This window comes from Citrobacter sp. wls716 (genome assembly GCF_005280975.1).
Taxonomy (GTDB): Bacteria; Pseudomonadota; Gammaproteobacteria; order Enterobacterales; family Enterobacteriaceae; genus Citrobacter; species Citrobacter youngae.
Genome location: NZ_SZWX01000057.1, coordinates 252,581 through 267,390 on the forward strand (window position 1 = coordinate 252,581; position 14,810 = coordinate 267,390).

General features: G+C 53.0%; 8 protein-coding genes. 5 read left to right on the top strand and 3 right to left on the bottom strand.

Annotated features, from left to right (window positions below):
• Nucleotides 1-89: 89 nt before the first annotated feature.
• Nucleotides 90-1,463: an aromatic amino acid transporter AroP gene (aroP, locus tag FDX24_RS22980; RefSeq protein ID WP_086523581.1), complete on the bottom strand. Its 1,374-nt coding sequence runs from the start codon at nt 1,461-1,463 to the stop codon at nt 90-92.
• Nucleotides 1,464-2,027: 564 nt separating this feature from the next.
• Here aroP and pdhR point away from each other — a divergent pair.
• The 4 genes from pdhR (at nt 2,028) to lpdA (ending at nt 9,086) form a co-directional block, all read left to right on the top strand.
• Nucleotides 2,028-2,792: a pyruvate dehydrogenase complex transcriptional repressor PdhR gene (gene pdhR, locus FDX24_RS22985; protein ID WP_003018699.1), complete on the top strand. Its 765-nt coding sequence runs from the start codon at nt 2,028-2,030 to the stop codon at nt 2,790-2,792.
• 165 nt (nt 2,793-2,957) lie between these two features.
• A complete protein-coding gene (aceE, locus tag FDX24_RS22990) occupies nt 2,958-5,621 on the top strand; it encodes a pyruvate dehydrogenase (acetyl-transferring), homodimeric type (RefSeq protein WP_115643881.1) in 2,664 nt (887 codons plus the stop codon).
• 14 nt (nt 5,622-5,635) lie between these two features.
• Entirely contained in the window at nt 5,636-7,486 is a 1,851-nt protein-coding gene (aceF, locus tag FDX24_RS22995) for a pyruvate dehydrogenase complex dihydrolipoyllysine-residue acetyltransferase (protein ID WP_137364995.1), read from the top strand.
• A 175-nt stretch (nt 7,487-7,661) separates the two neighbouring features.
• Nucleotides 7,662-9,086 carry a dihydrolipoyl dehydrogenase gene (lpdA, locus tag FDX24_RS23000; RefSeq protein ID WP_003018686.1) on the top strand — a complete coding sequence of 475 codons (1,425 nt, stop codon included), beginning with the start codon at nt 7,662-7,664 and terminating at the stop codon, nt 9,084-9,086.
• A 110-nt stretch (nt 9,087-9,196) separates the two neighbouring features.
• Here lpdA and FDX24_RS23005 read toward each other — a convergent pair whose 3' ends face one another.
• Complete coding sequence (locus tag FDX24_RS23005; protein WP_048212676.1) at nt 9,197-9,991, bottom strand: DUF2950 family protein; 795 nt, start codon at nt 9,989-9,991, stop codon at nt 9,197-9,199.
• 9 nt (nt 9,992-10,000) lie between these two features.
• Complete coding sequence (locus FDX24_RS23010; protein WP_137364996.1) at nt 10,001-11,638, bottom strand: DUF3300 domain-containing protein; 1,638 nt, start codon at nt 11,636-11,638, stop codon at nt 10,001-10,003.
• A gap of 404 nt (nt 11,639-12,042) precedes the next feature.
• Between FDX24_RS23010 and acnB the strand changes: the two genes are divergently transcribed.
• Nucleotides 12,043-14,640: a bifunctional aconitate hydratase 2/2-methylisocitrate dehydratase gene (gene acnB, locus FDX24_RS23015; RefSeq protein ID WP_061067258.1), complete on the top strand. Its 2,598-nt coding sequence runs from the start codon at nt 12,043-12,045 to the stop codon at nt 14,638-14,640.
• Nucleotides 14,641-14,810: the final 170 nt, after the last annotated feature.

The window sequence follows — 14,810 nt, forward strand, 5'->3', positions numbered from 1 at the left end:
GATAGCGCCGCTGATATGGACTAAACAGTCATCTGTGGGAAAGTGTGAGGCAGGTAACAACCCCCACCTGGTGCAGGTGGGGGGAAGGATTAATGCGCTTTCACGGCACCGGCTGTTTTCTGTTTGCACAGATAGCCAATGCCAAGAATGGCAATCCATACCGGGATCAGGTAAACAGAGATCGCCATGCCCGGCGTCATCAGCATAATCACCAGTACTGCAGCCATGAAAATCAGGCACACCCAGTTACCCAGCGGATAGAGCAGTGCCGGGAAGCGGGTGGTAACCCCCTGCTGCTGTTTTGCTTTGCGGAACTTCATGTGCGCCAGGCTGATCATTGCCCAGTTGATCACCAGGGCGGAAACAACCAGCGCCATCAGCAGGCCAAAGGCGGATTCTGGCGCCAGATAGTTGATCAGCACACATAGAGCCGTAACCAGCGCGGAAACCAGAATGGTGTTCACCGGTACGCCGCGTTTGTCGACGTTCATCAGCGCTTTTGGCGCGTTGCCCTGTTGAGCCAGGCCGAACAGCATACGGCTGTTACAGTAGACACAGCTGTTATAGACAGAAAGGGCAGCGGTCAGCACCACGATGTTCAGCGCATTGGCAACAAAGGTGTCGCCCAGTTCGTGGAAAATAAGGACAAACGGGCTGGTATCAGCCGTAACACGCGTCCATGGCATCAGGGAAAGCAGTACAGCCAGCGAACCCACATAGAAAATCAGGATACGGTAAATGACCTGGTTGGTGGCTTTAGGAATGCTTTGCTCCGGGTTATCGGCTTCTGCTGCGGTGATCCCGACCAGCTCCAGCCCACCGAAAGAGAACATAATAATTGCCATCATCATTACCAAACCGGTGAAGCCGTGCGGCAGGAAGCCACCCTGGTCCCACAGGTTACTGACGCTGGCCTGCGGCCCGCCGTTGCCGCTGAATAGCAGCCAGCCGCCGAAGATGATCATCGCGACTACGGCAATGACTTTAATAATGGCAAACCAGAACTCCATCTCACCGAACACTTTCACATTGGTCAGGTTAATGGCGTTAATAATCACGAAGAAGGCGGCCGCAGAGGCCCAGGTTGGGATCTCCGGGTACCAGAACTGAATGTATTTACCGACGGCCGTCAGCTCAGCCATGGCAACCAAAACGTACAGCACCCAGTAGTTCCAGCCAGAGGCGAAACCTGCGAAACTGCCCCAGTATTTATAAGCAAAGTGGCTAAAGGAGCCTGCTACCGGCTCTTCAACCACCATTTCACCTAGCTGACGCATAATTAAAAAGGCGATAAATCCGGCGATAGCGTAACCCAGAATAATACCCGGCCCTGCAGACTGAATAACGGATGCGCTCCCGAGGAATAACCCGGTACCAATCGCGCCACCCAGCGCGATAAGCTGTATATGGCGGTTTTTAAGGCCGCGCTTTAGCTGATCGCCATGCTGTTGACTTTCCATCATGAAACCTCGTGTGTGGTTTTACTCTTCATCTTTCGAGTACTTATATTTTGAACCACGCAGTGACGCGTGTGTAAGTTTGCAATTCCGTTTGTTGTATTAATTTATTTACAGCAATGAATTATGAAATGTTGCCTAAAGACTTTTGTCTTGATCAGAATAATGTTATGCGAGCGCGAATGCACCTGCTTTATGCGGCGTGAGAGACGAGTTGAATAAAAAGAAACCATTTGTAAGCGCGAGTTTATCTACCACAAAATTTCCAATTTGAATTTTTATTCGAGAATAGTGATTGATAAATCGATAAATAAGCAGGTGAATCGGTTCAGATAATATATTTTTTCGTTTCAATTCGGTTAAAACTACCTCGGGATGGGTAAATTTAACATTTGTGCATAGTTACATGTTTGAAACGTTATTTCTGTAATGTTGTTAAAATATGCCTCCTTTACTGATTTCAATCAAAACCTGTATGGACAGAAGGTGAATACTTTGTTACTTTAGCGTCAAGAACATGAAATTGGTAAGACCAATTGACTCCGGGCAAATGGCTTAAGACAGGAAATCATGGCCTACAGCAAAATCCGCCAACCAAAACTCTCCGATGTGATTGAGCAGCAGCTGGAGTTTTTAATTCTTGAGGGGACACTTCGCCCCGGAGAAAAACTCCCACCGGAACGCGAGCTGGCAAAACAGTTCGACGTCTCCCGCCCCTCCTTACGCGAGGCGATCCAACGCCTTGAAGCGAAGGGGTTACTGCTTCGTCGTCAGGGCGGTGGCACTTTTGTTCAGAGCAGCCTGTGGCAGAGCTTTAGCGACCCACTGGTAGAGCTGCTCTCCGACCATCCTGAATCCCAGTTTGACCTGCTTGAGACGCGCCATGCGCTGGAAGGTATTGCAGCCTATTACGCTGCACTGCGCAGCACGGATGAAGACAAAACGCGTATCCGTGAACTCCACCATGCGATCGAGCTTGCGCAACAGTCCGGCGATCTTGACGGTGAATCTGATGCGGTACTCCAGTATCAAATTGCTGTCACCGAAGCGGCACATAATGTGGTGCTGCTCCATTTGCTAAGGTGTATGGAGCCCATGCTGGCTCAGAACGTTCGGCAAAACTTCGAATTGCTGTATGCGCGTCGCGAGATGCTGCCGCTGGTAAGCAGTCACCGTACCCGTATTTTTGAAGCAATTATTGCCGGGAAGCCGGAGGAGGCGCGTGAAGCGTCGCACCGTCACCTGGCGTTTATCGAAGAGATCCTGCTGGACAGAAGCCGTGAGGAAAGCCGTCGTGAACGCGCCTTACGCCGTCTGGAGCAACGAAAGAATTAGTGATTTTTCTGGCAGAACGTTAACCAGAAGATGTTGTAAATCAAGCGCCATATAAAGTGCGCGGCAACTAAACGCAGAACCTGTCTTATTGTGCTCTCGCGAGCGAGAACACAATGGGACAGGTTCCAGATAACTCAACGTATTAGATAGATAAGGAATACCCCCATGTCAGAACGTTTCCCAAATGACGTGGATCCGATCGAAACTCGCGACTGGCTACAGGCGATCGAATCGGTCATCCGTGAAGAAGGTGTTGAGCGTGCTCAGTATCTGATCGACCAACTGCTTTCAGAAGCCCGCAAAGGCGGCGTGAAAGTAGCGGCAGGTGCAGGGGCCAGCAATTATGTAAACACTATTGCCGTTGAAGATGAACCGGAATACCCGGGCAATCTGGAGCTGGAACGTCGTATTCGTTCTGCTATCCGCTGGAACGCCATCATGACCGTACTGCGTGCGTCTAAAAAGGACCTCGAGCTGGGTGGCCACATGGCATCCTTCCAGTCCTCCGCAACGGTATATGACGTTTGTTTCAACCACTTCTTCCGTGCACGCAATGAGCAGGATGGCGGCGACCTGATTTACTTCCAGGGCCACATCTCTCCGGGCATCTACGCTCGCGCATTCCTGGAAGGTCGTCTGACTGAAGAGCAGATGAACAACTTCCGTCAGGAAGTACATGGCAAAGGCCTGTCTTCCTACCCGCACCCGAAACTGATGCCTGAATTCTGGCAGTTCCCGACCGTATCTATGGGTCTGGGCCCAATCGGTGCTATCTACCAGGCTAAATTCCTGAAATATCTGGAACACCGTGGTCTGAAAGATACCTCTAAACAAACCGTTTACGCCTTCCTGGGCGACGGCGAGATGGATGAGCCAGAATCAAAAGGTGCGATCACCATCGCCACCCGTGAAAAACTGGACAACCTGGTCTTTGTTATCAACTGTAACCTGCAGCGTCTTGACGGCCCGGTCACCGGTAACGGCAAGATTGTTAACGAACTGGAAGGCATCTTCGCAGGTGCTGGCTGGAATGTTATCAAAGTCATGTGGGGCGGTCGTTGGGATGAGCTGCTGCGTAAAGACACCAGCGGTAAACTGATCCAACTGATGAACGAAACCGTTGATGGCGACTACCAGACCTTCAAATCCAAAGACGGCGCATACGTACGTGAGCACTTCTTCGGTAAATACCCGGAAACCGCAGCGCTGGTTGCTGACTGGACTGACGAGCAGATTTGGGCTCTGAACCGCGGTGGTCACGATCCGAAGAAAGTCTACGCTGCACTGAAAAAAGCGCAGGAAACCAAAGGCAAAGCAACTGTAATCCTCGCCCATACCATCAAAGGTTACGGCATGGGTGACACCGCCGAAGGTAAAAACATCGCTCACCAGGTTAAGAAAATGAACATGGACGGCGTACGTTACATCCGCGACCGTTTCAACGTTCCTGTGACCGATGAGCAGGTTGAAAACCTGTCTTACATCACCTTCCCGGAAGGTTCTGAAGAGCACACCTATCTGCACGCTCAGCGTCAGAAACTGCACGGCTACCTGCCTGCTCGTCAGCCGAACTTCACCGAGAAGCTGGAACTGCCGGCTCTGGAAGACTTCGGTGCGCTGCTGGAAGAGCAGAACAAAGAAATCTCCACCACTATCGCTTTCGTTCGTGCCCTGAACGTGATGCTGAAGAACAAGTCGATCAAAGATCGTCTGGTGCCGATCATCGCTGACGAAGCGCGTACTTTCGGTATGGAAGGTCTGTTCCGTCAGATCGGTATCTACAGCCCGAACGGTCAGCAGTACACCCCGCAGGACCGTGAGCAGGTTGCTTACTATAAAGAAGACGAGAAAGGTCAGATCCTGCAGGAAGGTATCAACGAGCTGGGTGCTGGCGCATCCTGGCTGGCTGCTGCGACCTCTTACAGCACCAACGATCTGCCGATGATCCCGTTCTACATTTACTACTCCATGTTCGGGTTCCAGCGTATCGGTGACCTGTGCTGGCAGGCTGGCGACCAACAGGCTCGCGGCTTCCTGATCGGTGGTACTTCCGGTCGTACGACGCTTAACGGCGAAGGTCTGCAGCACGAAGATGGTCACAGCCATATTCAGTCTCTGACTATCCCGAACTGTATCTCTTACGATCCGTCTTACGCGTACGAAGTTGCGGTCATCATGCACGATGGTCTGGAGCGTATGTACGGTGAGAAACAAGAGAACGTTTACTACTACATCACCACGCTGAACGAAAACTACCACATGCCGGCAATGCCAGCAGGTGCCGAGGAAGGTATCCGTAAAGGTATCTACAAACTCGAAACCCTCGAAGGTAAGAAAGGTAAAGTTCAGCTGCTGGGCTCCGGTTCTATCCTGCGTCACGTCCGTGAAGCAGCACAGATCCTGGCGAACGACTACGGCGTAGGCTCTGACGTGTACAGCGTGACTTCCTTCACTGAACTGGCGCGTGATGGCCAGGATTGTGAGCGCTGGAACATGCTGCACCCGATGGAAACGCCGCGCGTTCCGTACATCGCTCAGGTGATGAACGACGCTCCGGCAGTAGCATCTACTGACTATATGAAACTGTTTGCCGAACAGGTTCGTACTTATGTACCGGCTGATGATTATCGCGTACTGGGTACTGACGGTTTCGGTCGCTCTGACAGCCGTGAAAACCTGCGTCACCACTTCGAAGTTGATGCTTCCTACGTGGTTGTAGCGGCCCTGGGCGAACTGGCTAAACGTGGCGAAATCGATAAGAAAGTGGTTGCTGACGCAATCACCAAATTCAACATCGATGCAGATAAAGTTAACCCGCGTCTGGCGTAAGAGGTAAAAGAATAATGGCTATCGAAATCAATGTACCGGACATCGGGGCTGATGAAGTTGAAATCACCGAGATCCTGGTCAAAGTAGGCGACAAAGTTGAAGCTGAACAGTCGCTGATCACCGTAGAAGGCGACAAAGCCTCTATGGAAGTTCCGTCTCCTCAGGCTGGTATCGTTAAAGAGATCAAAGTCTCTGTTGGCGACAAAACTGAGACCGGCAAACTGATCATGATTTTCGATTCCGCCGACGGTGCAGCAGCAGCTGCACCTGCTCCGGCAGAAGAGAAGAAAGAAGCGGCTCCGGCAGCAGCACCAGCTGCAGCAGCGGCGAAAGAAGTACACGTACCGGACATCGGTGGTGACGAAGTTGAAGTTACCGAGATCATGGTTAAAGTGGGCGACACCGTTGCGGCTGAACAGTCTCTGATCACCGTAGAAGGCGACAAGGCTTCCATGGAAGTTCCAGCGCCATTCGCGGGCGTGGTGAAAGAGATCAAAATCAACACCGGCGATAAAGTGTCTACCGGCTCCCTGATTATGGTCTTTGAAGTGGCGGGCGCAGCGCCTGCTGCTGCTCCGGCTTCTGGTTCGAAAGAAGTTAACGTACCGGACATCGGCGGTGACGAAGTGGAAGTCACTGAAGTGATGGTTAAAGTGGGCGATAAAATTGCCGCTGAGCAGTCACTGATCACCGTTGAAGGCGATAAAGCCTCTATGGAAGTGCCGGCACCGTTCGCGGGTACCGTAAAAGAAATCAAAATCAGCACCGGCGACAAAGTTAAAACCGGTTCTCTGATTATGGTCTTCGAAGTCGAAGGCGCAGCACCTGCAGCCGCTCCAGCACAAGCAGCGGCTCCGGCTCCGGCCGCAGCACCAGCACCTGCGCAAGCCGCAGCTCCGGCCGCGAAAGCGGAAGGCAAATCTGAGTTTGCTGAAAACGACGCTTACGTTCATGCAACACCGCTGATTCGTCGCCTGGCGCGCGAATTCGGTGTTAACCTGGCGAAAGTGAAAGGTTCTGGCCGTAAAGGTCGTATCCTGCGTGAAGACGTTCAGGCTTACGTGAAAGACGCTATCAAGCGTGCTGAAGCGGCTCCGGCTGCAGCAGCAGGCGGCGGTATCCCGGGCATGCTGCCTTGGCCGAAAGTGGACTTCAGCAAGTTTGGTGAAATCGAAGAAGTAGAGCTGGGCCGTATCCAGAAAATCTCGGGTGCTAACCTGAGCCGTAACTGGGTGATGATCCCGCACGTTACTCACTTCGATAAGACCGATATCACCGATCTGGAAGCGTTCCGTAAACAGCAGAACGCCGAAGCTGAAAAACGTAAACTGGACGTGAAATTCACCCCAGTAGTCTTCATCATGAAAGCCGTTGCCGCAGCGCTGGAACAGATGCCGCGCTTCAACAGCTCCCTGTCTGAAGACGGTCAGCGCCTGACCCTGAAGAAATACATCAACATCGGTGTGGCGGTAGATACGCCGAATGGTCTGGTTGTTCCGGTCTTCAAAGACGTGAACAAGAAGAGCATTACCGAGCTTTCTCGTGAACTGACCGTGATCTCCAAGAAAGCGCGTGATGGCAAGCTGACTGCTGGCGAAATGCAGGGCGGTTGCTTCACCATCTCCAGCATCGGTGGCCTGGGTACTACCCACTTCGCGCCGATTGTTAACGCGCCGGAAGTGGCTATCCTCGGTGTCTCCAAGTCCTCTATGGAGCCAGTGTGGAACGGTAAAGAGTTTATGCCGCGTCTGATGATGCCGATTTCGCTCTCCTTCGACCACCGTGTAATTGACGGTGCTGATGGTGCGCGCTTTATCACCATCATCAACAACATGCTGTCTGACATTCGCCGCCTGGTGATGTAAGCGAAAAAGCCGGCCCGACGGCCGGCTTTTTTCTGGTAATCTCATGAAGTCAGTGAGGTTATTGTGCGAAAGACAAATCGGTTGCCGTTTGTTGTTTCAAAATTGTTAACAATTTTGTAAAATACGGGCGGATAGAACGACCCGGTGGACGACGGGTATAAATTAAGAGGTCATGATGAGCACTGAAATCAAAACTCAGGTCGTGGTACTTGGGGCAGGCCCTGCAGGTTACTCTGCTGCCTTCCGTTGCGCAGATTTAGGTCTGGAGACCGTCATCGTAGAACGTTACAGCACCCTTGGTGGTGTTTGTCTGAACGTCGGCTGTATCCCTTCTAAAGCGCTGCTGCACGTAGCAAAAGTTATCGAAGAAGCCAAAGCGCTGGCTGAACACGGTATCGTTTTTGGCGAGCCGAAAACTGATATCGACAAGATTCGTACCTGGAAAGAAAAAGTTATCACTCAACTGACCGGCGGTCTGGCTGGTATGGCCAAAGGCCGTAAAGTAAAAGTGGTTAACGGTCTGGGTAAATTTACCGGGGCGAACACCCTGGAAGTTGAAGGCGAAAACGGCAAAACCGTGATCAACTTCGACAACGCAATCATCGCGGCGGGTTCCCGTCCGATCGAACTGCCGTTTATTCCGCATGAAGATCCGCGCGTGTGGGATTCCACCGATGCACTGGAACTGAAAACTGTTCCTAAGCGCCTGCTGGTTATGGGCGGCGGTATCATCGGTCTGGAAATGGGTACCGTGTACCATGCGCTGGGTTCAGAGATCGACGTGGTTGAAATGTTCGACCAGGTTATCCCGGCTGCCGATAAAGACGTGGTTAAAGTCTTCACCAAGCGCATCAGCAAGAAATTCAACCTGATGCTGGAAACCAAAGTGACCGCCGTTGAAGCGAAAGAAGACGGTATCTACGTTTCCATGGAAGGCAAAAAAGCGCCTGCTGAAGCTCAGCGTTACGATGCTGTGCTGGTAGCTATCGGTCGTGTACCGAACGGTAAAAACCTCGATGCGGGCAAAGCTGGCGTGGAAGTTGATGACCGTGGCTTCATCCGCGTTGACAAACAGCTGCGCACCAATGTGCCGCACATCTTTGCTATCGGCGATATCGTCGGTCAGCCGATGCTGGCGCACAAAGGTGTTCACGAAGGTCACGTTGCCGCTGAAGTTATCGCCGGTAAGAAACACTACTTCGATCCGAAAGTTATTCCATCCATCGCGTACACTGAACCAGAAGTTGCATGGGTTGGCCTGACTGAGAAAGAAGCGAAAGAAAAAGGCATCAGCTACGAAACCGCCACCTTCCCGTGGGCTGCTTCTGGCCGTGCTATCGCTTCCGACTGCGCGGATGGTATGACCAAACTGATTTTCGACAAAGAATCTCACCGTGTTATCGGTGGTGCGATTGTCGGTACCAACGGCGGCGAGCTGCTGGGCGAAATCGGTCTGGCGATCGAAATGGGTTGTGACGCTGAAGACATCGCGCTGACCATCCACGCGCACCCGACTCTGCACGAGTCCGTTGGTCTGGCAGCTGAAGTGTTCGAAGGTAGCATCACCGACCTGCCGAACCCGAAAGCGAAGAAAAAGTAATCTTCCCGCTTTTGTGAAAACGCCTCTTCGGAGGCGTTTTTTTTGCCTTAAGATTCACCGCAATTTTCCCGGCAGTCTCTTAATGACGAGACAACCAATGCGTTGGCTGTTCAGGGCGCTACGGGATGCCAGGTTTTTTCAGGGCTGTACTCAGTCATCGCCTGTGCTTTCTGTTGTGATGCTTCGCCAAGGTTGGCCTGATAAACATTGTCATCGCCGCTAATCATAAAGCTCATCACTCCGGTGTGACCGTAGCTAATCGGCCATGCAATCATGGCGAAACCACTGGCTTTGTCCGGCAGTATGCGGAAACGATAACCGTGATAACCCGTGCCGGGTTCTTGTGGGCTGAAGGCGGGTCCCAGAGGGCTTGGCGCTTCGCCTGGTGTGACGGGCCAGTAAAGCCCATCTTTTTTACCTTCGCTACTGACAATTTTTTGCGCATACGATTTGTTCAGCGCGTAATAGCTTTGCTGCGCGTCAACGTAGGCGTGCAGCGCTTCGATGGCTGAAAGCTCGTTGCGACCGATCGTTCTAGTGAGGATCTCCTCCTGGGCTTCGGTCATATCGAACGCCCAACCTTTGCTGGTTTTCACCATCGGTATGGGTAACTGCCAGTCATCTTGCCCTACGTTGAGATGCGCCATATTGCCCTGCAGCACAATGTGATGGCTCACCTTCCAGTCGCGATTAAAGCGTGCCACTGCTTCCGGATCGGCCCCTTCTGGTGGCAAAAAATGTCGCCAGTTTTCACCCAGTAGCGCCGTGAGCTGCTTTTCATTTTGCTGCGCCACCGCAGCGGCAAATGCACTGGCCGCGTCTTCGGGGGAGGTGAACGCCTGTTGCGCATAGCTCACCAGCGGCAAGGAGAGCAACAGGGCGCTTAACATAATTTTTTTCATCATCGGCTCCGGTTAACGACGGCGAAATTCGTGGTGCTCAGAAAAATTTTCACGTGCCGCAGCGCGCTGCCCGCTGTTGAGGTTGCCCGCGCGACGGCTTTCCTGCCCACGCAGTTGCTGGGACTGCCACGACGGTGAGCGACTGTCATTCCCGCTGAAGACGTTTGAATGCGTATTCTGACGGGAGGCCAGACGTTGTTGCGAGTTGGATGATTCAACGCGTTGGCGAGCGGTTTCCCTTTGCTGCTGTGAAACCGGATGCTGCTGAGCTTTTGACTTCAGTTCAGAGCGGTGCTGCTGTTGCGTAGTGGATTTATTCAGCGTTTTCTGTGCTGCTTCACGACGGCTGTTGTTTTGTGTTTCGTCATAGCCACGATAGTTATTGCGCTGGGCAATTTGATTTAGCTGTGAAGAGGCTGCTTTGCGTTGAGCATCCCGCGATGTCTGACCCGACAAGTTTGCCGGGGAGGTATGGCTACGCTGTTGGAACTGCGTCATTGCGGCCTGACGCTGGCTGTCTCGTGTGGCAGTGGTGGTCGGTGTATGTTGAGTGGCGCTTAATCCCCCGCTAACGTTGGTCTGATGAAAACGTTGTGCGACCGCGTCGTTCTGGTAAGGCACGCCGTTACGGTACGCAGGGTTGTGCTGCCAGGCAATGTTTTGCCCTTTAAGGTTTTGTCCGGATATATGATTGAAATTGTTAACATCAATATTGATGTTATCTCCGTTGTGCTGGTAGCCATTACCGCCGTGAGGGCCGTCATGGTCATGATAGTCATCATCATGGTGATGGTCGTCGTCATCCCAGTCGATGTTACTGAACAGTGCATACGTCGTCGCAACGCCCAGGCTATAGCCGAAACCTTTGACGAAGCTATCGGCAAACTGCTCGCCCGGAGGGGGCGGCAGATAGACAGGGGGGTAGGCGGTATTAGGCCAACTGCCGTAAACAACGGTTGGATTGTAGTTCGGCACATATACCACCTGTGGATCGGTCGGCTCAATTTTGATAACCGTCGAGGTGGGCGCGCTGCTGGTCACTTTCGTCGTTGATGATGACGGCGTCTGAATCACGGTTGTTTTCTGGGTGTTCGTGACCGTTTGCTGCGGAGTGGATTTTAGCGAGCCTGTTTGCTGAGCCAGCAAACGCAGGCGCTGTACGGCATCCATCACGTCCTGTGGTTGTGCCAGAAACGCATTCCCCAGGTTTTGTACCCAGTCAGGGTTTTCGCCCATCAAGGCCATCAATTGCGGAAATGCCACCAGCGACTTCACGCTGGGGTCCCATGACTGGCCGGACACTGCCTGAATGGCGGCGTCACCTTGCAGTGTCGGATTATCACGAGACCACTGAACCGCCTGCACCACGTTCGATGGATATGTTGAGGCCATCAGCACTTGAGACAGCAACGGGTCAGGGTAGAGCGCAACAGGGGCAACCCACTGATCGAGTTGAGCTGTGGTATACGTTGTTGGCGCCACCGGGGCTACTGCGGGAGCCGCCGCAACGGTCGGTTGAGGCGCTGCTGCCGGGGCAGGCTGAGAGGGGGCTTCTGGTGTGCGGCTGTTTACATACAGCACGCCCGCACCGACAAATAACCCTGCACTGCACGCCAGAGCAATGATATGGGGCTTAAAGGGCAACGTCATTTTATCTCTCCCGACTCATTAAGAATCGTCATAGTCATTATGCCTGCCGCCAGTGGGTGCAGTGTTCCGTGAGTATAAAGAGACAATAGTTTAATTTTTGACGAATCTTGGGATCGTTAACGCAAGTTTATTACCAGGGAGCTAAATAATGTGACTAAACATTGCGGGCGAAATTATCATTCCCCTTCTGCCATGACGAAGAGCGTTAGACCATCCTTAACGATTCAGCCAATTTTTTATGTTGCTTTTTTGTAAACAGATTAACACCCAACGAAAATCCTGTTATTGTGCCTTTTGCGGTACCGGGCATTTACCCTACTAACTGCTGTCTCACAGGAGCGTGAAGAGAATCGCCCATATACAAAAGCGCCGCATTATGACAATGAGAGCGAGGAGATATCGTCGTGCTAGAAGAATACCGTAAGCACGTAGCTGAGCGTGCTGCCCAGGGGATTGTGCCGAAACCCTTAGACGCAACCCAAATGGCTGCACTTGTCGAGCTGCTGAAGACCCCGCCTGTGGGCGAAGAAGAATTCCTGTTAGACCTGTTGATTAACCGCGTTCCCCCTGGTGTAGATGAAGCCGCTTACGTTAAAGCCGGTTTTCTCGCCGCTGTCGCTAAAGGTGACACTACCTCTCCGCTGATCACGCCAGAAAAAGCCATTGAACTGCTGGGCACCATGCAGGGTGGTTACAACATTCATCCGCTGATCGACGCGCTGGACGATGCAAAACTGGCGCCGATTGCCGCCAAAGCGCTCTCTTCAACGCTGCTGATGTTCGATAACTTCTACGATGTGGAAGAAAAAGCCAAAGCGGGCAACGAATATGCGAAGCAGGTCATGCAGTCCTGGGCTGATGCCGAATGGTTCCTCAACCGTCCGGCTCTGGCTGAAAAAATCACCGTTACCGTCTTTAAAGTGACCGGTGAAACCAACACCGATGACCTCTCTCCGGCACCGGACGCATGGTCCCGCCCGGATATCCCGCTGCACGCGCTGGCGATGCTGAAAAACGCCCGCGAAGGTATCGAACCGGATCAGCCGGGCGTGGTAGGCCCAATCAAACAGATCGAAGAACTGCAGAAAAAAGGTTACCCGCTGGCCTATGTGGGTGACGTTGTCGGTACTGGTTCTTCGCGTAAATCTGCGACCAACTCCGTGCTGTGGTTTATGGGTGATGATATTCCTCATGTACCGAACAAGCGCGGTGGTGGCTTGTGTCTGGGTGGCAAAATTGCACCAATTTTCTTCAACACTATGGAAGATGCGGGCGCGCTGCCAATTGAAGTGGACGTAAGCAACCTGAACATGGGCGACGTGATTGACGTTTACCCGTTCAAGGGCGAAGTGCGTAACCACGAAACCAACGAACTGCTGGCTACCTTCGAACTGAAAACCGATGTGCTGGTTGACGAAGTACGTGCCGGTGGCCGTATTCCGCTGATTATCGGTCGTGGCCTGACCACCAAAGCGCGTGAAGCGCTGGGGCTGCCGCACAGCGATGTATTCCGTCAGGCGAAAGATGTAGCGGAAAGCAGCCGCGGCTTCTCTCTGGCACAGAAAATGGTTGGCCGCGCATGTGGCGTAACCGGCGTCCGTCCGGGGGCCTACTGCGAACCGAAGATGACTTCCGTCGGCTCTCAGGATACCACTGGCCCAATGACCCGCGATGAACTGAAAGACCTGGCGTGCCTGGGCTTCTCTTCTGACCTGGTGATGCAGTCGTTCTGTCATACCGCTGCGTATCCGAAACCTGTTGACGTGACCACCCACCATACTCTGCCTGACTTCATCATGAACCGTGGCGGCGTGTCGCTGCGTCCGGGCGACGGCGTTATCCACTCCTGGTTGAACCGTATGCTGCTGCCGGATACCGTAGGTACCGGTGGTGACTCTCATACCCGTTTCCCGATCGGTATCTCTTTCCCGGCGGGTTCTGGTCTGGTGGCGTTTGCGGCTGCGACCGGCGTGATGCCGCTGGATATGCCGGAATCTGTTCTGGTGCGTTTCAAAGGCAAAATGCAGCCGGGTATCACCCTGCGTGACCTGGTTCACGCCATTCCGCTGTATGCGATCAAACAAGGTCTGCTGACCGTTGAGAAGAAAGGCAAGAAAAACATCTTCTCTGGCCGCATTCTGGAAATTGAAGGTCTGCCGGATCTGAAAGTTGAGCAAGCATTCGAACTGACCGATGCATCCGCTGAGCGTTCCGCTGCGGGTTGTACCATCAAGCTGAACAAAGAGCCGATCGTTGAATACCTCAGCTCTAACATCGTTCTGCTGAAATGGATGATCGCCGAAGGTTACGGCGATCGCCGTACGCTGGAACGTCGTGTGCAGGGCATGGAAAAATGGCTGGCGGATCCGCAGTTGCTGGAAGCTGACGCTGACGCAGAATACGCGGCAGTGATCGACATCGATCTGGCGGATATCAAAGAGCCGATCCTGTGCGCGCCGAACGATCCGGACGACGCGCGTCTGCTGTCTGACGTGCAGGGCGAGAAGATCGACGAAGTGTTCATCGGTTCCTGCATGACCAACATCGGTCACTTCCGTGCAGCGGGTAAGCTGCTGGATGCGCATAAGGGCCAGTTACCGACCCGTCTGTGGGTGGCTCCACCAACGCGTATGGATGCGGCACAGCTCACCGAGGAAGGCTATTACAGCGTCTTTGGTAAGAGCGGGGCGCGTATTGAGATCCCAGGCTGTTCACTGTGCATGGGTAACCAGGCGCGCGTGGCGGACAACTCAACCGTGGTGTCGACTTCTACTCGTAACTTCCCGAACCGTTTAGGGACTGGGGCGAACGTCTACCTGGCTTCTGCGGAGCTGGCAGCGGTCGCGGCACTGATTGGCAAACTGCCAACGCCGGAAGAGTATCAGACCTATGTGGCACAGGTAGATAAAACGGCTGTAGATACCTACCGTTATCTGAACTTTGACCAGCTCTCTCAGTACACCGAGAAAGCGGAAGGTGTGATTTTCCAGACGGCGGTATAATTCGCTAGCGCATTTTGCGCAAAAACGCATCAATGCCCGGAGAGGTCAGCTTCTTCGGGCATTTTTATTTCTATTCCTTATACCCGCTACGCTTTTTTTCTGCCGCGCTGCTGCGATAATTACAGCAAGGTGCAGTGCGGTATTGGCGCACTGCCGGGAGCAGAGGAACA

Coding starts and splice junctions, on each gene's coding strand:
- aroP (WP_086523581.1), bottom strand. CDS start 1,463: ATGATGGAAAGTCAACAGCATGGCGATCAGCTAAAGCGCGGCCTTAAA.
- pdhR (WP_003018699.1), top strand. CDS start 2,028: ATGGCCTACAGCAAAATCCGCCAACCAAAACTCTCCGATGTGATTGAG.
- aceE (WP_115643881.1), top strand. CDS start 2,958: ATGTCAGAACGTTTCCCAAATGACGTGGATCCGATCGAAACTCGCGAC.
- aceF (WP_137364995.1), top strand. CDS start 5,636: ATGGCTATCGAAATCAATGTACCGGACATCGGGGCTGATGAAGTTGAA.
- lpdA (WP_003018686.1), top strand. CDS start 7,662: ATGAGCACTGAAATCAAAACTCAGGTCGTGGTACTTGGGGCAGGCCCT.
- FDX24_RS23005 (WP_048212676.1), bottom strand. CDS start 9,991: ATGATGAAAAAAATTATGTTAAGCGCCCTGTTGCTCTCCTTGCCGCTG.
- FDX24_RS23010 (WP_137364996.1), bottom strand. CDS start 11,638: ATGACGTTGCCCTTTAAGCCCCATATCATTGCTCTGGCGTGCAGTGCA.